Origin of the sequence: Sphingopyxis sp. YF1 (assembly GCF_022701295.1) — a bacterium.
Classification (GTDB): Bacteria; Pseudomonadota; Alphaproteobacteria; order Sphingomonadales; family Sphingomonadaceae; genus Sphingopyxis.
In genome coordinates this window covers 3,334,530-3,352,440 of sequence record NZ_CP033204.1, presented here as the reverse complement: position 1 = coordinate 3,352,440, position 17,911 = coordinate 3,334,530, and the positions used below count along the sequence as shown (strand labels likewise).

At 68.4% G+C, this 17,911-nt stretch carries 19 protein-coding genes; 11 read left to right on the top strand and 8 right to left on the bottom strand.

The window, feature by feature from the left end; all coding sequences use genetic code 11:
* Positions 1–67 precede the first annotated feature (67 nt).
* The 7 genes from EAO27_RS20945 to EAO27_RS16245 all read left to right on the top strand — a co-directional run bounded on the left by EAO27_RS20945 (position 68) and on the right by EAO27_RS16245 (position 4,724).
* Positions 68–199 (top strand): hypothetical protein, encoded by a 132-nt coding sequence (locus EAO27_RS20945; RefSeq protein ID WP_278190102.1) that lies wholly within the window; start codon positions 68–70, stop codon positions 197–199.
* On the top strand, positions 196–1,599 hold the full coding sequence (locus EAO27_RS16270; protein WP_242771703.1) for an FAD/NAD(P)-binding protein: 1,404 nt from the start codon (positions 196–198) through the stop codon (positions 1,597–1,599). Before EAO27_RS20945 ends, EAO27_RS16270 begins: the two co-directional genes overlap by 4 nt.
* Before the next feature lie 48 nt (positions 1,600–1,647).
* Entirely contained in the window at positions 1,648–2,271 is a 624-nt protein-coding gene (locus tag EAO27_RS16265) for a TetR/AcrR family transcriptional regulator (RefSeq protein WP_242771701.1), read from the top strand.
* 334 nt (positions 2,272–2,605) lie between these two features.
* Positions 2,606–3,007: a hypothetical protein gene (locus tag EAO27_RS16260; RefSeq protein ID WP_242771699.1), complete on the top strand. Its 402-nt coding sequence runs from the start codon at positions 2,606–2,608 to the stop codon at positions 3,005–3,007.
* A 241-nt stretch (positions 3,008–3,248) separates the two neighbouring features.
* On the top strand, positions 3,249–3,866 hold the full coding sequence (locus tag EAO27_RS16255) for a hypothetical protein (RefSeq protein WP_242771697.1): 618 nt from the start codon (positions 3,249–3,251) through the stop codon (positions 3,864–3,866).
* Positions 3,835–4,401: an RNA polymerase sigma factor gene (locus tag EAO27_RS16250; protein ID WP_278190168.1), complete on the top strand. Its 567-nt coding sequence runs from the start codon at positions 3,835–3,837 to the stop codon at positions 4,399–4,401. Before EAO27_RS16255 ends, EAO27_RS16250 begins: the two co-directional genes overlap by 32 nt.
* The gene (locus EAO27_RS16245; protein WP_242771693.1) at positions 4,398–4,724 is read left to right on the top strand and encodes a hypothetical protein; all 327 of its coding nucleotides are present in this window, start codon (positions 4,398–4,400) and stop codon (positions 4,722–4,724) included. The genes EAO27_RS16250 and EAO27_RS16245 overlap by 4 nt, the downstream gene beginning before the upstream one ends.
* 197 nt (positions 4,725–4,921) lie before the next feature.
* On the opposite strand, the gene EAO27_RS16240 is transcribed toward EAO27_RS16245, so the two are convergent.
* The 5 genes from EAO27_RS16240 to EAO27_RS16220 all read right to left on the bottom strand — a co-directional run bounded on the left by EAO27_RS16240 (position 4,922) and on the right by EAO27_RS16220 (position 10,302).
* Positions 4,922–6,634 carry a flotillin domain-containing protein gene (locus tag EAO27_RS16240; RefSeq protein ID WP_242771691.1) on the bottom strand — a complete coding sequence of 571 codons (1,713 nt, stop codon included), beginning with the start codon at positions 6,632–6,634 and terminating at the stop codon, positions 4,922–4,924.
* Positions 6,635–6,703: 69 nt separating this feature from the next.
* A complete protein-coding gene (locus EAO27_RS16235; protein WP_242771688.1) occupies positions 6,704–7,327 on the bottom strand; it encodes an OB-fold-containig protein in 624 nt (207 codons plus the stop codon).
* Between the two features lie 15 nt (positions 7,328–7,342).
* Entirely contained in the window at positions 7,343–8,056 is a 714-nt protein-coding gene (locus EAO27_RS16230; RefSeq protein WP_242780613.1) for a hypothetical protein, read from the bottom strand.
* 11 nt (positions 8,057–8,067) lie between these two features.
* Positions 8,068–9,279, bottom strand: coding sequence for a toxic anion resistance protein (locus tag EAO27_RS16225; protein ID WP_242771685.1), 1,212 nt, complete (start codon positions 9,277–9,279; stop codon positions 8,068–8,070).
* Positions 9,280–9,342: 63 nt separating this feature from the next.
* Positions 9,343–10,302: a bile acid:sodium symporter family protein gene (locus EAO27_RS16220; RefSeq protein ID WP_242771681.1), complete on the bottom strand. Its 960-nt coding sequence runs from the start codon at positions 10,300–10,302 to the stop codon at positions 9,343–9,345.
* Positions 10,303–10,610: 308 nt separating this feature from the next.
* Between EAO27_RS16220 and EAO27_RS16215 the strand changes: the two genes are divergently transcribed.
* Together EAO27_RS16215 and EAO27_RS16210 are read left to right on the top strand one after the other, a co-directional pair.
* Positions 10,611–11,264 (top strand): 5'-methylthioadenosine/S-adenosylhomocysteine nucleosidase, encoded by a 654-nt coding sequence (locus EAO27_RS16215; RefSeq protein WP_242771678.1) that lies wholly within the window; start codon positions 10,611–10,613, stop codon positions 11,262–11,264.
* Complete coding sequence (locus tag EAO27_RS16210) at positions 11,261–11,896, top strand: D-Ala-D-Ala carboxypeptidase family metallohydrolase (RefSeq protein ID WP_242771675.1); 636 nt, start codon at positions 11,261–11,263, stop codon at positions 11,894–11,896. Before EAO27_RS16215 ends, EAO27_RS16210 begins: the two co-directional genes overlap by 4 nt.
* A gap of 214 nt (positions 11,897–12,110) precedes the next feature.
* Here the strand turns inward: EAO27_RS16210 and EAO27_RS16205 are convergent, their stop codons facing one another.
* The 3 genes from EAO27_RS16205 to EAO27_RS16195 are packed head-to-tail and all read right to left on the bottom strand — an operon-like array spanning position 12,111 to position 15,110.
* Complete coding sequence (locus tag EAO27_RS16205; protein ID WP_242771672.1) at positions 12,111–13,118, bottom strand: cytochrome d ubiquinol oxidase subunit II; 1,008 nt, start codon at positions 13,116–13,118, stop codon at positions 12,111–12,113.
* Positions 13,115–14,500, bottom strand: coding sequence for a cytochrome ubiquinol oxidase subunit I (locus EAO27_RS16200; protein WP_242771669.1), 1,386 nt, complete (start codon positions 14,498–14,500; stop codon positions 13,115–13,117). Before EAO27_RS16200 ends, EAO27_RS16205 begins: the two co-directional genes overlap by 4 nt.
* Positions 14,487–15,110: a GbsR/MarR family transcriptional regulator gene (locus EAO27_RS16195; protein WP_242771667.1), complete on the bottom strand. Its 624-nt coding sequence runs from the start codon at positions 15,108–15,110 to the stop codon at positions 14,487–14,489. Before EAO27_RS16195 ends, EAO27_RS16200 begins: the two co-directional genes overlap by 14 nt.
* Positions 15,111–15,296: 186 nt before the next feature.
* On the opposite strand from EAO27_RS16195, the gene typA reads away from it, so the two are divergent.
* Together typA and EAO27_RS16185 are read left to right on the top strand one after the other, a co-directional pair.
* Positions 15,297–17,129: a translational GTPase TypA gene (gene typA, locus EAO27_RS16190; protein ID WP_242771665.1), complete on the top strand. Its 1,833-nt coding sequence runs from the start codon at positions 15,297–15,299 to the stop codon at positions 17,127–17,129.
* 172 nt (positions 17,130–17,301) lie between these two features.
* Positions 17,302–17,847, top strand: a complete 546-nt coding sequence (locus EAO27_RS16185) for an rRNA large subunit pseudouridine synthase E (protein WP_242771663.1) — start codon at positions 17,302–17,304, stop codon at positions 17,845–17,847.
* Positions 17,848–17,911: the final 64 nt, after the last annotated feature.

Here is a 17,911-nt window from a genome sequence, read left to right as displayed (position 1 = left end):
GTGCGTCGATATCGGGACGTAACCGAGTCGACCGATCCCCCGTTTTTCGGACCAGAAGGATCGCGCCATGGCCACGCAGCCGCAAACCCCCGACCTATTCGAAACCGCCCGCCCGCCGGGGCTCACCATCGGCGACTACCGGCCCGGCCATCGCGTGCTCGAACGGGCGACCGTGGCGGGCGACGTGGTGACGCGGTGAAGTTCGACGGCACGATGCTGCAGGGGCCGCGCCCGCGCTTTCGTACCGCCACGCGCGTCGCGATCGTCGGCGCGGGCTTTTCGGGCACGCTGCTCGCGATCAACCTGCTCGAACAGGCGGATGTCGAGGTGCTGCTGATCGAGCGCGACCGGCGGCGCATGGGCGCCGGGGTGGCGTACAGCAGCTTCGACGCCGCGCACCTGCTCAACGTGCGCGCCGGCAACATGAGCGCCTTTCCCGACCGCCCCGATCATTTCACCGACTGGCTCGCGGCGCGCGGGCTCGGCACCGCGGCGGCGTTCGTCAGCCGCGCGACCTACGGGAGCTATCTGCGCGAGACGCTGGCGCATGCGATGGAACGCCACGGCCGCCGCCTGCGGCTCGTCGACGACGAGGTGCTCGACATCGAGGAGCGCGACGGGCGCGTCACGCTCGGGCTCGTCAACGGCGGGCTGATCGAGGCCGACAGGGCCGTGCTCGCGATCGGCAACCTGCCGCCGCACGACCATCCCGCGGTCGCCGCCGCGGGGCTGACCCCGTGGCGCTATGTCGGCGACCCGTGGGCGAGCCCGCTCGCCGAGGGGCTGCGCAGCCACCAGACGGTGCTGGTGATCGGCACCGGTCTGACCGCGATCGACGTCATCCTGCGGCTCGCGTCGAACGGTTTCAAGGGGCGGATCATCGCCATGTCGCGCCGCGGGTTGCGCCCGCATCGCCATGTCGAGGGCCTGCCGCGGCCGCAGCCGGTGCTCGTGACCCCCGCGCCGCACTTGTCGGGTCTCGTGCGCTGGGCGCGCGGCGCGGCGCGCGCGGGCGACTGGCGGCTCGCGGTCGATTCGGTCCGGCCGGTCACCCAGATGATGTGGGCGGCCGCGGGTCCGGCGAAGCGCGCGCGCTTCCTCCGCCACCTCCGCCCCTTCTGGGACGTGCACCGCCACCGCCTCGCGCCCGAGGTGGCGGCGCGGATCGACGCGCTGATCGCGACGCGCCAGCTCGTCTTTCGCGCCGGCAAGATCGCCGACGTCGCCAGCGAACCCGACAGCGTCGTCGTCCGCTGGCGCTCGCGCGGCGAGGACGCGCTCCAGCGGCTCGACGTCGCGCGCATCATCAACTGCACCGGACCGCAGGGCGACCTCTTGCGCGCGTCGGACCCGCTTGTCCGCCGCCTGCTCAAAAAGGGGATGATCCGGCCCGACGCGCTGCGGCTGGGGCTCGATATCGACCGCAGCGGGCACGTCGTCGGCGCGGACGGCGCCGCGGCGGCGCATATCCTCGCGATCGGGCCGATGACGCGCGGCGATTTGTGGGAGGTCGTCGCGGTGCCCGACATCCGCACGCAGGTCAGCGCGCTCGCGCGGCGGCTGGTCAACGCGCACTGGACGGGGGGCGAGGGGCTCTAGCGGCTGCGCACTGGACTTCGGCGCTCGGTTACTTATATACCAACCGTTATGGAACAGGATGTCATCGCCGCCCCGGCCGCTGCGCCAAAGGGCCGCCCGCGCGAATTCTGCGTCGACCAGGCGCTCGCGGCGGCGCTGCATGTTTTCTGGGCCAAGGGCTATGACGGCGCGTCGATGACCGACCTGACCGAGGCGATGGGTATCACCAAGCCCAGCCTCTACGCCGCTTTCGGCAATAAGGAAGCGCTGTTTCACAAGGCGCTCGACCTGTATGAGCAGGAAAAGCTCGAATATGGCCGCGCCGCGCTCGACCAGCCGAGCGCGCGCCGGGTCGCCGAACATTATCTGCGCGGCGCGATCGAGGTGCATGGCGGCAGCCGCGATCCCCGCGGCTGCATGGGGCTGATCAGCTCGCTTGCGTGCAGCCCCGAGGCCGAATCGATCAAGGCCGATGTCGTCCGCCGCCGCGCCTCGTCGCAGCGCGCGCTGGTCGAACGGTTCGAACGCGCGAAGGCCGAAGGCGACCTGCCCGCGCATGTCGATGCCGAAGGGCTGACGAGCGTGCTCTACGCGCTGCTCCAGGGCATCTCGGTGCAGGCCGGCGCCGGGGCGTCGCGCGCCGAACTCGAACGGCTCGTCGATACCGGGCTGATGCTCTGGCCGAGTCCCTGACCCGCGTGCGCTCAATATTCGTACCGGCCGGTATAAAAAGCTTGACGCGGGGCCGGAGGCATTCTATACCATCCAGTATGGAAAGTGGCAGGGTCTTCCGGCCCGCCGCAAGAGCGAAGGGAACGCCGATGCGCCACATGCCCTGTATTCGGGTCTAGTCCGCTAGCCCCTTCCTCGCTTCCGGCGCGATGCCGCCAGCGTCCTCCGGGCGCCGGAACGGTTTCGCCCGCCCTTCATCTCCCCTCGCCGGGCGCGGCTGTCCCCGGGGCTCCGGCCTCGCTGCGCCCGGCACCTCCGCCCGATCCCGCCGCTCCCTGTCCAGGAGGATCCGCCCATGGCCTATCTCGCCGTCAACGAAGCGCTCGACTTCGCCCTCTCGCCGGGGATCATCCCCTCGCTCGCCCCCGCCGCATCGAAAGCCCGGCCCGCGGCCTTTTCGGCGCTGGAATGGTCGGTCGTGATGCTGGCCCGCCACGACCGGCCGTCGAGCCTCCGCGCGCCGGGCCGCATCGCCCGGCTGCTCGCGCTGCTGTTCGGCGACGGCGCCAACCGCCGCCTCGCCGATCCGAAGCTCGAGGCGCTGCGCCGCATGGCGGTGCTGACGTGGCATCATGGCTATACCGTGTCGTCGGCGCAGATCGCGGCCTTCCTCGCCGCGGGTTATTCGCCCGACCATTATGACCTGCTCGGCCGGCGCATCGCGCAGGCGCACGGCGCCCGCCTGTTCCGGCGATAACCCGGCGCACTCGCGCCCGCACCCGCGGCGATTTTTTTGCGCGCCTGCATCCGGTCGCGCGTCCCATGGCGTCTACCTGCTGACCGGCCTCGCGGCCGGTCCTGGCGGCGGTCGTGCCGGCCCGTCCGGGCCTCCGGCTGCCGCGCGCGATCCCCTCTCCCCGGTGGGGTTCGCGCGCGGCCTTGCCCGCGACCGCCGCCTGTGGTTTCACCATGCCGTCCGGCATGCAGGGAGAAGACGCATGATCCATCTGACAGCCGCGATTGCGACCGCCGCGCCCGCGGCGGCGCCCGCCACCCCCGCTGCGGTCGCCGCGGCGCCGGCGGCGCTGCCCGCCCCGCCGGTCAGCCCGGCCGACGTCGCCGCCTATATCGATCCGCGCGATGTCGCCGCCTATCTGCCCGCTCCGCCGCCGACCACCGAACTCGTCGCGATCAGCGGCGATTTTTTCCGTCTTCTCGAGAACATCACGATGGTGGCGCTGTTCGTCGTCGGCTTTTTCCTGCTCGCGCGATTGCTCCATGCCTGGATGCTGCACCGCTCGATCCGCCGCGCGCTCGAGGCCAAGTCCGACGTCGTCGCGCCGCTGATCGACAAGCTCAACAAACCCTACGAACATATCGGCGCCCGACCGACCGATATCGCGGGCGACGCCCCCGGCGACGATCGCAACGGTCTGGTGCTGCTCGCGATCGGGCTGGCGATGGCGGGTTTCGGTTTCATCCAGGGGCATGAACAGATCGTTCGCGTCGCGGCCGGCGCGGCGCTCTTCCCGGCTTTCGTCGGCATCGCGCTGCTCGTCCGCCGCCGCCTCGCGCGCGCCGCGGCTGCCGAGGAACAGGCCGCTGCGCGCGGATGAACGCGCAGGCGATGAGGATTGGGCGCTCAACCAGCGCGTCGTCGCGGGGGATCGTGCGGCCTTCCAGCTCCTCGTGCTGCGGCACGAGGGACGACTGCGCGCCTTCCTGTCGCGCGCGGCGGGCAGCGAGGCCGATGGTGACGATCTGGCGCAGGATGCTTTGGTTCGCGCCTGGCACCGTGCGGCCGACTATCGGGGGCAGGGGAGCTATGCCGCATGGGTCATGGGGATCGGCTGGCGCCTCTTCCTCGACCAGCGGCGGACCGCGAAACGCCGGGCGTTGCTCGCGTTGCGCGACGACGCGCCCGCCGACAGCAACCCGCACCCGGCCAGCGACGCCGCAATCGATGCGGGCCGCCTGCTCGCGACGCTCTCGGCGCAGGAACGCGCTGCGCTCACCCTCTGCTTCGGCCACGGCTGGTCGCATGGCGAGGCGGCCGCGATCATGGGAGTGCCGCTCGGCACGCTCAAGTCGCTGGTCTTGCGCGGCCGCGCGAAAGCGCAGAAGCTGACCGGCGAAGGAGGCGTGTCATGAGCGAATCCGATGATCGGGATCTCGACGCCATGCTGGGCAGCTTGCTTGCGCCGCCGGCCGGTCCCGGCGACCGCGATTTCGCGCTGCGCGTCGATCGTGCGATCGACGTCGAGGCGGCCTATGCGCGCGCGCGCCGCCGCTTCTGGGCCAGCTTCGCCTTCGAGGCAGCGGCGGTCGCCGCGCTCTTCGCCGCGCTCTGGCTGCTCTCGGGCATTCCGCTGCTCGCACCGCTCGCGGGACCCGCGCAATGGGGCCTCGCGCCGCCGCTGCTGCTCGTCGTCCTGCTGTGGTTCGGGGGCACCCGGCGGCTGCGCGGGGTCTAGTGCCGGTCCCGTCCGGATCGGACCGTTCGTCGTCATAATCCCGCGCCCGTCATCGCCGTAACCCTGAGCTTGTCGAAGGGCGCTTCCCGGACGGACGCCCCGCGCCAGGCTCAGGGCTACGGTTCAATATTGCTTCGACCGTCCCGCCCGTCGGCGGGAAGGGACAACGGCGTTCGCTTCCCGGCCCGGTTCGAAAATCAGCTCTCGTCGCCGGCTTCGCCGGGCGCGGCAGGGCGCCCCTTGCGCACCGCACGCGCGGCGCCGGGTGTCGCTTCGGGCACGGCTTCGGCTGCGGTCGCGCCCTTGACCAGCGCGTCGAGCGAGCCGCCGTCGAAGCCCAGTTCTTTCATCAGCCCGTCGATCACCGGTGCCTGCGCGCGATAGGCGAGTGCCGCCGACACGGCATTGCTGGCAAGATTTCCGCCATTTTCGCCGCCGAAGCTCCCGACCCCGGCCGCGCCGCCGCCATTCTGCGTGATGCCGTCGACCTGCACGATCTTGATCGAATCGATCGCTTCCATCGGCTTCGCCGCCTCGCGCACCACCTCGGGCAGCACCTTGAGCAGCGCCATCTTGGTCTGCAGCGAAATCTGGTTCGACGACAGGATGTTCGCGGCCTCGTTGATCGCGCGCTGGCCCGCCGCCTCGACCTCGAAGCGCACGCGCGCGGCGTCGGCGCGCAGCTTCTCGGCGTCGGCCTCGCCCTCGGCTTCGAAACGCAGCGCGGCGGCGCGGTTCGATGCCGCTTCCTTCTCGGCCTCGGCCTGCACCTTCACCGAAATCGCCTGCCGCTCGGCTTCCTTCGCCGCCTCGATCAGCTCGATGCGCTTCGAACGCTCGGCGATTTCGGTCTCTCGCGCGGTCGACACCTGTTCCTCCGCGGCGACCGCGACGGCGCGCGCCGCGTCGGCCTCGCCGCGCGCCTGGCTTTCCTCGCGGCTCTTGTTCTGGATCAGGATCTGCTGTTCCTGCCGCGCCAGTTCGATCGCCTGCTCCTGCGCGATCCGCGCTTCCTCGATCGCGCGGTCGGCCTCGATCTGCTTCGCGTCGATCAGCTGTTTCGCCGCAATGCGGGCATTTTCGGCTTCCTGGTTGCGCTGCGCCTGCTCGCGCGCGATTTCGGCGGCCTGCTCGGCGCGGCGCACCTCGATCTCGCGCGACTGGTTGAGCTTGGCGAACTCCTCCTCGCGCTTGATCCCCAGCGACTTTTGCTCGGCTTCCAGATTCTTGGTCTCGATCTGGACGCGCGTGTCCTGTTCGATGTCGTTGCGCGCCTTCTTGCGCAGCTCGATCTGCTCGGTCAACTTGGTCAGGCCCTCGGCGTCGAACGCGTTATTGGCGTTGAAATGCTCGATCGACGTCTGGTCGAGCCCCGTCAGCGACACCGATTCGAGCTCGAGCCCGTTCATCGACAGGTCGTTCGAACTGACCTGCTGCACCTTCTGGACGAAATCGGCGCGCTGCTCGTGGAGCTGGTTCATCGTCATGCCCGCCGCGACCGAACGCAGCGCGTCGACGAACTTGCCCTCGACCAGATCCTTCAGCGCTTCGGGGTTCATCGTGCGCAGGCCCAACGTCTGCGCCGCCATCGCAATCGCGCCCGCATCGGGACGCACGCGGACATAGAATTCGGCCTTCACGTCGATGCGCAGCCGGTCGAGCGTGATCAGCGCGTCGACATTCTTGCGTTCGACCGCCAGCCGCACCGTGTTCATGTTCACGGGCATGGTTTCGTGGAGCACCGGAAGCACCAGCGCGCCGCCGTTCATGATCACCCGCTCGCCGCGGAATCCGGTGCGGACAAAAGCTATTTCTTTCGTCGCGCGCCGATAAAGCCGCGTGATGATCAGTCCCAGGATGAGCAGGACGGCCAGCCCGATACCGGCGTAGATCGCGATTTCAATCATCATGGAATTTACTGCCCCCAAAAGCCTGTTTCCGGTCCCCGGAATCGGGGACACCATGGGGCGATCTTAGGGTCAGTCGAGGCGGGGTAAATAGAAATCGCCGTTTGAAAAGCCTTTGAATATTTCGCCTTCGCGTTTGACCAGCAGGATCGTCTCGCCGGTCTGGAAGCTCTGGCCGGGGCTGTCGGGCTCGACCATGATCTGGTGCGGGTGGCCGTGGCGGTCGATGCATTTCGCCGGTGCGGGGTTGCCCGGCGACGCGGTGCCGACAGTGATCGTCGCGCGCGTGCCGAGCAGCTCGTCGCGGTCGATCGCGGTGGTCTCGACGCTCGGCAGGATGCGCGCGACGACGCGCGCGGCGAGCCCCGTCGGGGGCAGCGCGGCAATCCCGGCGACGGGCGCCGCGAGCAGTGCGGTGGCGGGGCCGCCGGTGAGCGCGGTCAGCAATTGCTGCAGGCCGAGCCCGACCAGCCCGAACAGCGCGAGGAAGAGTATGAGCCACATCAGGAAGGGGATGCGCCCGATCCCCGCCCAGGCGAGCAGCGCGTCGGCGGCGCCGCCGTCGCCGTCGGCATGCGTGTCGGCGCCGTCGATGTCGCCGACGATTCCCAGCGCCTGCACCGCACCGATCAGCAGCATCAGCACCAGCGCGGCGCTGAAGACGACATTCTCGGGCGCGAAAAACTGGTCGATCATCAGCGCTTTGTGGCGTCAGCCGTCCTCGCCGTCCAGCCCCTGATATTTGAGCTGCAGATAGCGTTCGCGCGTCGCCAGCTTGTCGAGCTCGCCCGCCGCGAGGCTGCGCGCGGCGTGGCCGATCTCGGTCTCGAGCGTCTTGAGGCCGCCGAGCAGCGTGTCGTCGGGGGTGCGCCCGGCATGCGCCTCGCCGCGCAGCCCCGCGGGGATGCGCTGATACCCCGCGACCAGCTCGGGCAGATCCTCGCCGACGAGCTTGCGGATGTTCGCCGCGGCGGGGCTCGACGCGTCGAGCGTCTGGAGCTGCGGCGCGAGCAGGTCGAGCTGGACCCCGATGCCGTCGACCAGCGTCCTTGCGGGCGCGGGCAGCGCCGGGCGCTGCGCCTCGAGCCAGATTTCGGTGCGCCCCGCGAGCTGCTTGAGGTCGGTCTTGACGAGGTCGGCCTGCCGCGGCTCGGGGAAGGGCGGCCATTTGCCGAACAGCACGGCGACCCCGACCAGCAGCACGAACAGCGCGAGCAGCCCGGTGAAGCCGAGCGGCTGGATCAGCGCCCCGAACAGCGCCGCGCCGATCAGCACGATCCCGCCCGCGACGAGCGCGCGGCCGAGCTTCCTGTAGAGATGCTGGCGGCGCAGCGCGACGCTCTTGGTGCCGATCGGGCGGCGGCGCTCGCGCGACCGTTCGATCGCCGATGCCGCCGACAGCCGGACCTTGTCGACCTCGCTCATGCTCACCGGCGTCAGCCCTCGAGCGCGGCGAGCGGGCTGTCGGCGCCGCCGACGCTCGCCTGTGCCTGGCTCGCACCCTCGGCGCGCGCGATATAGCCCTTCGACTTGGCGACCTCACCCTCGAGCGTGGTGACCGTGGTCTTCATGCTGTCGAGTGCCTTCAGCTTGAAGGTGTCGATCGCATCCATCGTGTCGTAGATATTCTGGAACGCGCGCTGGAGCGTCTCCATCGGGATGGTGCTGGAGGCTGCCTGCTCGTGGATGCGCGCGGTATTGTCCTTCAGCATCTTCGACGTGCCGTCGATGATGTTCGCGGTCGTCGTGTTGAGCGCGGTGATCTGTTCGAGCACCAGCTTCTGGTTGGTCATCGCCTGCGCGACGGTGATCGCGGTCTTCAATGCGCCGACGGTCGTCGTCGACGCGCGGTCGACCCCCTTCACCAGCTCGACATTGTTCTTCTTGACGAGGTCGAGCGCGAGATAGCCCTGCACCGTCACCGCCATCTGGGTGAGCAGGTCCTGCGTCCGCTGGCGCGCATAGAAGAGCGCATTCTCGCGGATCACCTTGGCCTTGGCGGGGTTGGTGCCGTCGAGTTCGGTCGCCTTGTCCTTGAGCCGCCGGTCGAGCGTGCCCGCGATGTGGATCATCTGCTCGAGCTTGCCCATCGCCTCCCACAGCTTGCGGCGCTCGACGTCGATCGCCGCATTGTCCATGAGCAGCTCGTCCTTGCCGTTGGCGAGCGCGGTCAGGATGCCGCCGATATGCGTCTGCGCGCTGCGGTACTGCGCGAAATAATTGCTGACCTTGCTGCCGAAGATCTTGTCGAGGAAACCGCGCTTCGACAGCAATTTGCCGTTCGCCGACGGGTCGAGCCGTTCGACGGTGTTCCTGAGCTCGATCAGATTCTGGCCGATGTCGGTGTCGCGGTCCATCGCCTTGACCGGGCGGTCGAGGAAGCGGTTCGACTGGTTCGCCGCCTCGAGCATCTCCTTGCGGCCCATGTTGGTGATCTGGTCGATGCGCTGGCCGAATTCGGGGCTGTTCTCGTCCTGCGCGACAAGATCGTCGATGAAGCCGTCGACGCGTTCCTCGAGCTTCGATTTCTGCTCGGTCGACAGCGACACCAGCCCCGCCGCCTTTTCGGGGGCAACCACCGGCACCGGGTCGGGCGGGGTCAGCTTCAGCTCGTCGGTTGCCGTCGCGGTTGCGGTCACTTCGCTCATTCCTGTTCCTTTCGGGCCCCGTGCTGCCGCCAATATGGCATGCGCAACTGTGTTATTCAAGCATCACACCTGCTTTTGCCTGTCCAGCACCGGCGCGATCCACGCCGACAGCACCAGCTGCGCCATATGATAGACAAGGATCGGGACGAGCACCATGCCGGCGATGGCGGGCGGGAACAGCGTCGCGGCCAGCGGCGCGCCGACCGCGATGCTCTTCTGCGCGCCGGCAAAGAGCAAGGTGATGCGGTCGGGCCGCGCGAGCCGCAGCAGCGCGCCGAAACCCCACGCGCCCCCGAAGGACAGCGCGAGCAGCAGCGCGACCGCCGCGCACACGATGCCGATCTCGCGCGCGTCGAGCAGGTCCCAGATGCCCGCGACCACCGCCGCCGAAAAGGCGACATAAACCGCGACGGCGATCGCGGTGCGGTCCATCACGGTCGCGAGCCCGCGGTGCGCGAGCACCCACGGGCGCAGCCAGCGCTGCGCGAACTGGCCGGCGACGAAGGGCAGCAGCAGGATCGCGACGATACGCAGCGCGCCGTCGCCGCTGATCGCGCCCGCGCTGCCCGCGAGCGCCGCGAACAGCAGCGGCGATGCGATCACCCCGACGAGGTTGAGCAGCGCGGCGGCGACGACGCTCGCCGCGACATTGCCCCCCGCCAGCCCGCTCGCCGCGGTCGCCGACTGCACCGTCGAGGGCAGGATGCCCATGTAGAGGAAACCGAGCGCCAGCGTCGGCGGCAGCCAGGGGGCGGTCGCCGCCTGCGCGGCGAGGCCGAGCAGCGTCATGATCCCGAAGCAGAAGGCGAGCGCGCCGCCCTGCAGTTTCCAGTTGCGAATGCCGTGGAGCACCTCGTCGCGCGGCAGGCGGACGCCGTTGAGGAAAAACAGCAGCACGACCGCCGCGGTCGACACCGCCTCGGCGGCCGGCACCGCGGCCCCGCGCACCGGCAGCAGGCTCGCGAGCAGGATGGTCGCGAACAGGATGGGGACAAAGCGATCGGGAAACAGGCGTGCCAGCATGGGGGAGCGATGGCGGGGGGAGGCGAGGTTTGCAAGCCGATCATCGCCCCACCGGGCAATCGTGGCAATGGTTCACGCGGAGGCGCGGAGGCGCCGAGAGACCTTCCCATTTTCCGTTTGTGCTGAGCTTGTCGAAGCACCGTTCTTCTTTTCGTCGCTGCAAGAAAGAACGGCCCTTCGACAAGCTCAGGGCAAACGGTTTTGGAAATCGCCCTCCGCGCCTCCGCGTGAACCAAATTGTCTGTGCCCTCTGCACGAATCCCGTCATCGGGGCTGGCGACGATCGCTGCGCCCGCTAAACCCGTCCCATGAACCTCCTCATCCTCGCCGCGCTCCCCGAAGAGGCCGACGCGCTCTTCCCGGGCGCGGGCACCGCCGCGACCGGCATGGTCCCCGTCCGCCGCCTCGCCGTGCACGGCCACGGCCTGACCATCGCCACCTGCGGCCTCGGCAAGGTCAATGCCGCGCTTGCGGCGGGCCTCTTCGCTGACGGCGCCGATGTCCTGCTGATGACCGGCACCTGCGGCGCGCTGGGCGCCGAGGCCGGACGCGCCTATTGGCTCGCCGAGGCGGTGCAGCACGATTATGGCGCCAGCCAGCCCGGCCTTTTCCGCCGCTACCGCGCGGGCGACTGGCCGATCGGCGAAGCGGGAGAAGCGCATTTCGCCGCCATGCCCGACCCCGGCCTCGGCCTGCCGCACGCGCGCATCGCCAGCGGCGACAGCTTTATCGCCTGCCCCGACGCTGCTGCCGATCTGAAAGCCAGCCTCGGCGCGACGCTCGTCGACATGGAGGTCGGTGCGGTCGCGCAGGTCGCGGCGCGCCTCGCCAAGCCTTGGGCCGCGATCAAGGCGGTCACCGACGACGCCAATGACGCAAGCGGCGGCGACTTCCACGCCAACCTCCTGCGCGCCGCGCGCGCGGCTGGGCAGGAGGTCGAACGGCTGGTCGCGATGCTGTGAGGCGCGCGCTGCTCGCCGCGCTGCTGCTCGTCATTGCGGGAGCCGCCGTATGGCTGCTGCTCACCCGCGCGGTCGCCCCGATCGCCGGGATCGCGCCGCAACGCGACGCCGACCTTTTCGCCGCGTGGCGCCTCGGCGCCGCCAAGGACGATATTGCGGCGATCGAGGCCTATCTTCAGAAGGAAGGCGTCGCCGACATCCTCCCGCTCGCCGACATCCTGCGCAGCGACGCGCGCTGGCGGACCTGCAAGGCGGGCCAGCCCTTCGCCGTCCCGCCGCGCCGCCTCTGGCCCGCGATGGTCCCGACCTTGCGCTACATTCGCGATGAGCTGGTCCCCGTCACCGGCCCGGTGCGCGTCGTTTCGGGCTATCGTGATCCCGTCGCCAACGCCTGCTTCAGGGGCGCCAGCGCGAGTAAGCACCTCCACTTCGCCGCGCTCGACCTGACCCCGGTCGAACCACTGTCGCGCGCCGAACTGATCGCGCGGCTCTGCCCCCTCCACGCCCGCACCGGCGCGCGCTTCGACGTCGGGCTCGGCATCTACGCGATCACCCGCTTCCACATCGACACCGCCGGCCACCGCCGCTGGGGCGCCGATTACCGCGCGGCGTCATCGCCGTGCGTGAACTGACGAACGTCCTCCTATCGTCACCCCGGGTCGGGCGCGGGATGACGAAGGTCGGGTAACGACCGATTGCGGACGCTAGAGATGTGCACCCCGGCGAAAGCCGGGGCCCAGAATGCCGACGCAAACCCAGCCTGTTGTTACAATGGACCCCGGCTTTCGCCGGGATGACGTCTGCAAAGGACGCGGCCCGCCTTCCGCCCCGAAACCGCCATGCCTCTCAATCATAACTCAGATGCGTCGCCTTCCCCCGGAAGATCCAGTGCGCGAGGATCGAATAGCCGAGGATCGTGGGCAGCACGATGACCGCCCCGGCGAGCAGGATCGTCAGCGATTCGGGCGCGGCCGCGGCCTGCCATATGTCGAGCCGGTCGGCGATCAGATAGGGGTAGAAGCTGTAGGCGATGCCGACGAAGCCCAAAGCGAAGAGAATGCCCGCGGTCGCCAGCGGCACCCACGACAGTTCGTCCCTTTCGCGCAAGGGGCGGCGCAGGAAGATTGCGAGGCCGATGAATAGCGTCGCGGCGGCGATCGGGATCGGCAGCAGCGCGATGATCTCGGGCAGGCGGAACCAGCGATCGAAGATGCGCTCGGACAGGAGCGGGGTCGCGATCGAGATGATCGCCATCGCCAGCGCGGTGAGCCACAGGCTGACCTCGGCCCAGCGCACCGCGCGTTTCTGAAGCTCGCCCTCGACCTTGTAGATCAGCCAGCAGGCGCCGACGAAGATATAGCCCGCGACCAGCCCGAGCGCGGCGAGCAGGCAGAACAGCACCGCGGCGAGGCTCTGGTCGAACCCCAGCACATAGGCGCCGAGCATATAGCCCTGGCAGAGCGCGCTGATCAGCGAGCCGTAGAAGAAGGCGCTGTCCCAGCGATGCTTGTGCTCGGGCGGCGCCTTGGCGCGGAATTCGAAACTGACGCCACGCAGCATCAGCGCGACCAGCATCAGCAGGACGGGCAGGTAGAGCTGGGTCAGGATCAGCCCGTGCGCCACCGGAAAGGCGACGAGCAGCAGCCCGATGCCGAGCACCAGCCAGGTCTCGTTCGCGTCCCAGAAGGGGCCGATCGAGGCGACCATCAGGTCCCGATTCTCGTCCTTTTCGAGCCGCGTCAGCATGCCGACGCCCAGGTCGTACCCGTCGAGGATGACATAGAGCAGGATCGACAGCCCCATCAGCCCGGCAAAGATCACGGGCAGCCACCAGGCATCGAAGAAGGGCGTCATGGCCTCACCTCCAGCGCTTCGGCGGCGCCCTCGCCGCCCCCGGGCATCGGGAACATCGGCTTGCCCTGCGGCGCCGCCTTGCCGAGCCTGGCGAGGCGATAGAGCACCGCGACATAGGCGGCGAGCAGCACCGCATAGACCGAAAGATACAGCGCGAGCGAGGTCGCGACCATGCCGGGGCCCGCCGGTCCGACCGCGTCGGCGGTCTTGAGCACCCCGGTGACGAGCCAGGGCTGGCGGCCGATCTCGGTGACATACCAGCCCGCGAGCGTCGCGACCCAGCCCGCGAAGGTCATCGCGACGAGCGCGCGCGCGAGCCAGCGCGGCATCGCATCGACCCCGCGCCGCTTGATCGTCCACGCCGACGCCCACGCGATCAGCAGCATCAGCACGCCGATGCCGACCATCACGCGAAAGCCCCAGAACAGTGGCGCGACCGGCGGATGGTTGCCCTGATAATCGTTGAGCCCCGGGACGACGCCCGCCGCCTCGTGCTTCAGGATCAGGCTGGCGCCCGACGGGACGGCCACTTCCAGATGATTGGTGCGCGCCTTTTCGTCGGGGATGGCGAACAGGACGAGCGGGACATGGCTGCGCGTTTCCCAGTTCGCTTCCATCGCCGCGACCTTCTGCGGCTGATGTTCGAGCGTGTTGAGCCCGTGCATGTCGCCGACAAAAATCTGCACCGGGATCAGCAGCGCCGCGGCATAGACGGCGGCCTTCAGCGTCCGCCGCACGCCTTCGCCGCCGCCGTCCTTGAGCCAGCGCCACGCGCTCATCCCCGCGATCAGGAAGGATACGGTCAGCGCCGAGGCGAGCAGCATGTGCGTCAGCCGGTACGGCATCGACGGGTTGAAGACGATCGCCCACCAGTCGGTCGCGTGGACGACGCCGTCCCGAATCTCGTATCCGACCGGGGTCTGCATCCAGCTGTTGAGCGCGATGATCCAGAAGGCCGACAGCGTCGTGCCCCCCGCGACGAGCAGCGTCGCCACCGTGTGCACCCAGTTGGGGACGCGGCGGAAACCGAACAGCATGATGCCGAGGAACACCGCTTCGAGGAAGAAGGCGGTCAGGATTTCATAGGCGAGCAGCGGGCCGGCGATGTTGCCGACCTTTTCCATATAGCCCGGCCAGTTGGTGCCGAACTGGAAGCTCATCGTGATCCCCGAGACGACCCCCATCGCGAAGCTCAGCGCGAAAATCTTCACCCACAGGCGGTACGCGTCCATCCACGCCTCGTTGCCGGTGCGGTTGTACGCGAGCTTGAAGCCGAGCAGTGCCCAGCCGAGCGAGATGGTGATCGTCGGGAACAGAATGTGAAAGCTGATGTTCGTCGCGAACTGGATGCGCGCGAGCATCAGCGGATCAAGTGCGTCCATCGTCACTCTCCGTCAGGCTGCGGCCCTTGCCGCGGCCGAGCATCCGGTCCTTGAATTCGAGCGCTTTTACCACACGCTCGCCCAGCCGCAAAAGCTGGAGCAGCCGTTCGGTGTCGAGCCGCTCCATTTCGGCGTACCAGTCGGTGAGCAGCTCGATCTGTTCGTGCATCGCCGCGATGCGGTCCTGCGCGAAGCGGTCGGCGGGATCGGTCGCGGGCTCCATCAGCAAGGTGCGCAATGTGGTAAGCGTCGGGTCGATCTCGCGCTTCTTCCGCTCCTCGACGAGCGTGCGGAAGATCGCCCACACGTCGCGTGGGGTCGCATAATAGTCGCGGCGGTCGCCGGGCAGGTGGCGGAGCTGGACGAGATTCCAGCTCGCGAGTTCCTTGAGCCCCATCGATACGCTGCCGCGCGACAGGCTCAGCGCTTCGCTGATCTCCTCGGCGTGGCGCGGCCCGTCGGCGAGGAACAGCATCGCGTAGATCTGTCCGACGGTGCGGTTGATCCCCCAGCGACTCCCCATCTCGCCGAAGTGCAGGACGAACGCCTGCGCTAGCGGGGAGAGCCGGAACGGCGAAGACGGGGAGTCGGGGGCGGAGGGCGGTTCCACGCGCTGCGCTATACGTGCTGATTTTTGAACTTTCAATAATAATTGAAACTTTAACGATCCGATGGGCCGCTGCGCGGTCCTTTCGCCAACTTCGGCAATTTTGTTGCGGCGCAGCAGCGCTTCTGTTAGGGGCGCGCCGTTAGCGGCGCTCCGCGCGCTGCCCCCAACCATCAAGGTAAAATCCGCATGTCTTTGCGCAATATCGCCATCATCGCGCACGTCGATCATGGCAAAACAACTCTTGTCGACCAGCTTTTCCGTCAATCGGGGACGTTCCGCGAAAATCAGCGCGTCGAGGAACGCGCGATGGATTCGGGCGACATCGAAAAGGAACGCGGGATCACCATCCTTGCCAAATGCACCTCGGTCGAATGGGGTGAGGGCGCCGACACGACGCGGATCAACATCGTCGACACCCCGGGCCACGCCGATTTCGGCGGCGAGGTCGAGCGCATCCTGTCGATGGTCGACGGCGTCATCCTGCTCGTCGACGCCGCCGAGGGGCCGATGCCGCAGACCAAGTTCGTGACCGGCAAGGCGCTCGCGCTCGGCCTCAAGCCGATCGTTGTCGTCAACAAGATCGACCGCAGCGACGCGCGTCCGGCCGAAGTGCTCGACGAGGTGTTCGAGCTTTTCCTGACGCTCGAGGCGAGCGACGAGCAGCTCGACTTCCCGATCCTCTATGCCTCGGGCCGCGGCGGCTATGCGTCGAGCGACCCCGAAGCGCGCGACGGCGATTTCACGCCGGTGTTCGAAACGATCGTCAGCCATGTGCCGGCGCCGGGTCTCGACGAAAGCGGCCCCTTCACCTTCCTTGCGACGCTGCTCGACCGCGACAATTTCATCGGCCGCGTGCTCACCGGCCGCGTCCAGTCGGGGACGATCAAGGTCAACCAGCCGATCCACGCGCTCGACATGGACGGCAAGGTCATCGAGACCGGCCGCGCGTCGAAGCTGCTCGCCTTCCGCGGGCTCGACCGCGTTCCCGTCGACGAGGCGCGCGCGGGCGACATCGTCGCGATCGCGGGGCTTGCGCAGGCGACCGTCGCGAACACCATCGCCGACACCGGCGTGAGCACGCCGATCGCGGCGCAGCCGATCGACCCGCCGACGCTGTCGATGCGCTTTTCGGTCAACGACAGCCCGATGGCGGGCCGCGAGGGCAGCAAGGTCACGAGCCGCATGATCCGCGACCGCCTGATGCGCGAAGCCGAGACCAATGTCGCGATCCGCATCACCGAAAGCGCCGACAAGGACAGCTTCGACGTCGCGGGCCGCGGCGAACTCCAGCTCGGCGTGCTGATCGAGACGATGCGCCGCGAGGGCTTCGAACTCGGGATCAGCCGCCCGCGCGTGCTCTATGGCGAGGACGAGGTGGGCAAGCGCACCGAGCCCTATGAAACCGTCGTCATCGACGTCGACGACGAGCATAGCGGCACCGTCGTCGAGAAGATGCAGATCCGCAAGGCCGACCTCACCGACATGCGTCCGTCGGGCGGCGGCAAGACGCGCATCACCTTCAGCGGCCCGTCGCGCGGCCTGATCGGCTATCACGGCGAATTCCTGTCGGACACGCGCGGCACCGGCATCATGAACCGCCTGTTCGAGAAATACGGCCCGTACAAGGGCGTGATCGAGGGCCGCAAGAACGGCGTGCTGATCTCGAACGGCAATGGCGAAGCCGTCGCCTATGCGCTCGGCCCGCTCGAGGAACGCGGCATCCTGTTCGTCTCGCCCGGCGAGGCGCTCTACGAAGGGATGATCATCGGCGAGAATGCCAAGCCCGACGACCTCGAGGTCAATCCGATGAAGTCGAAGCAGCTCACGAACTTCCGTTCGACGGGCAAGGACGACGCGATCCGCCTGACCCCGCCCAAGCGCATGACGCTCGAACAGGCGATCGCCTATATCGACGAGGACGAGATGGTCGAGGTGACCCCGAAGAACATCCGCATCCGCAAGACGCTGCTCGACCCGCACGAGCGCAAGAAGGCGTCGCGCAAGAAGGAAGCGGCGTAAGCGACAGACCGGCGGCCCCGGTGGCCGCCGGTTTTTCTTTGGGCGCTTTAAAAATCCTGTTCGCATCGAGCGAAGTCGAGATGCCCATCGGCATTGCGCGAGGCCGACGGGTGTCTCGACTTCGCTCGATGCGAACGGTTACAGGTAGGTTCCTGATAGCTGAGGATGCGCCGTGGCCCGCCTGATCCTGTTCAACAAGCCGTACGGTGTCCTCTCGCAATTCACCGATCGCAGTATGCCCGAGGCGCGCGCGACGCTGTCGGACTATATCGACGTGCCCGGCGTCTATCCCGCCGGCCGGCTGGACCGCGATAGTGAAGGCCTGCTGATCCTGACCGACGACGGCGCGCTGCAGGCGCGGATTTCGTCGCCGAAGCACAAGATGCCCAAAACCTACCTCGCGCAGGTCGAGGGCGAGCCCGACGATGCCGCGCTCGAAGCGCTGCGCCGCGGCGTCACGCTGAACGACGGCCCGACGCGCCCCGCGACCGTGCGCTGCATCGACCCGCCGCAGATCTGGGACCGCGACCCGCCGGTGCGATACCGCAAGAGCGTTCCCGACTCATGGCTCGAACTGACGATCACCGAAGGCCGCAACCGCCAGGTCCGCCGCATGACCGCCGCGGTCGGCTATCCGACGCTGCGGCTGGTCCGCTGGCGGATCGGGGCGTGGGAGATTGGGGAGTTGGGGCTGGGGGAGTGGCGCGAGGTTGGGTGAGATAATAAGGCTTGAGCCCCTTTTCCTTCGATATTTCTTGGAATGAAGTCTCTATAATCTCGAG

What these genes read in the sequence shown, in the direction of transcription:
- EAO27_RS16255 (WP_242771697.1), top strand. Translation starts at nt 3,249, where the DNA reads ATGATCCATCTGACAGCCGCGATTGCGACCGCCGCGCCCGCGGCGGCG.
- EAO27_RS20945 (WP_278190102.1), top strand. Translation starts at nt 68, where the DNA reads ATGGCCACGCAGCCGCAAACCCCCGACCTATTCGAAACCGCCCGCCCG.
- EAO27_RS16265 (WP_242771701.1), top strand. Translation starts at nt 1,648, where the DNA reads ATGGAACAGGATGTCATCGCCGCCCCGGCCGCTGCGCCAAAGGGCCGC.
- EAO27_RS16245 (WP_242771693.1), top strand. Translation starts at nt 4,398, where the DNA reads ATGAGCGAATCCGATGATCGGGATCTCGACGCCATGCTGGGCAGCTTG.
- EAO27_RS16240 (WP_242771691.1), bottom strand. Translation starts at nt 6,634, where the DNA reads ATGATGATTGAAATCGCGATCTACGCCGGTATCGGGCTGGCCGTCCTG.
- EAO27_RS16225 (WP_242771685.1), bottom strand. Translation starts at nt 9,279, where the DNA reads ATGAGCGAAGTGACCGCAACCGCGACGGCAACCGACGAGCTGAAGCTG.
- EAO27_RS16230 (WP_242780613.1), bottom strand. Translation starts at nt 8,056, where the DNA reads ATGAGCGAGGTCGACAAGGTCCGGCTGTCGGCGGCATCGGCGATCGAA.
- EAO27_RS16220 (WP_242771681.1), bottom strand. Translation starts at nt 10,302, where the DNA reads ATGCTGGCACGCCTGTTTCCCGATCGCTTTGTCCCCATCCTGTTCGCG.
- EAO27_RS16260 (WP_242771699.1), top strand. Translation starts at nt 2,606, where the DNA reads ATGGCCTATCTCGCCGTCAACGAAGCGCTCGACTTCGCCCTCTCGCCG.
- EAO27_RS16215 (WP_242771678.1), top strand. Translation starts at nt 10,611, where the DNA reads ATGAACCTCCTCATCCTCGCCGCGCTCCCCGAAGAGGCCGACGCGCTC.
- EAO27_RS16235 (WP_242771688.1), bottom strand. Translation starts at nt 7,327, where the DNA reads ATGATCGACCAGTTTTTCGCGCCCGAGAATGTCGTCTTCAGCGCCGCG.
- EAO27_RS16205 (WP_242771672.1), bottom strand. Translation starts at nt 13,118, where the DNA reads ATGACGCCCTTCTTCGATGCCTGGTGGCTGCCCGTGATCTTTGCCGGG.
- EAO27_RS16200 (WP_242771669.1), bottom strand. Translation starts at nt 14,500, where the DNA reads ATGGACGCACTTGATCCGCTGATGCTCGCGCGCATCCAGTTCGCGACG.
- typA (WP_242771665.1), top strand. Translation starts at nt 15,297, where the DNA reads ATGTCTTTGCGCAATATCGCCATCATCGCGCACGTCGATCATGGCAAA.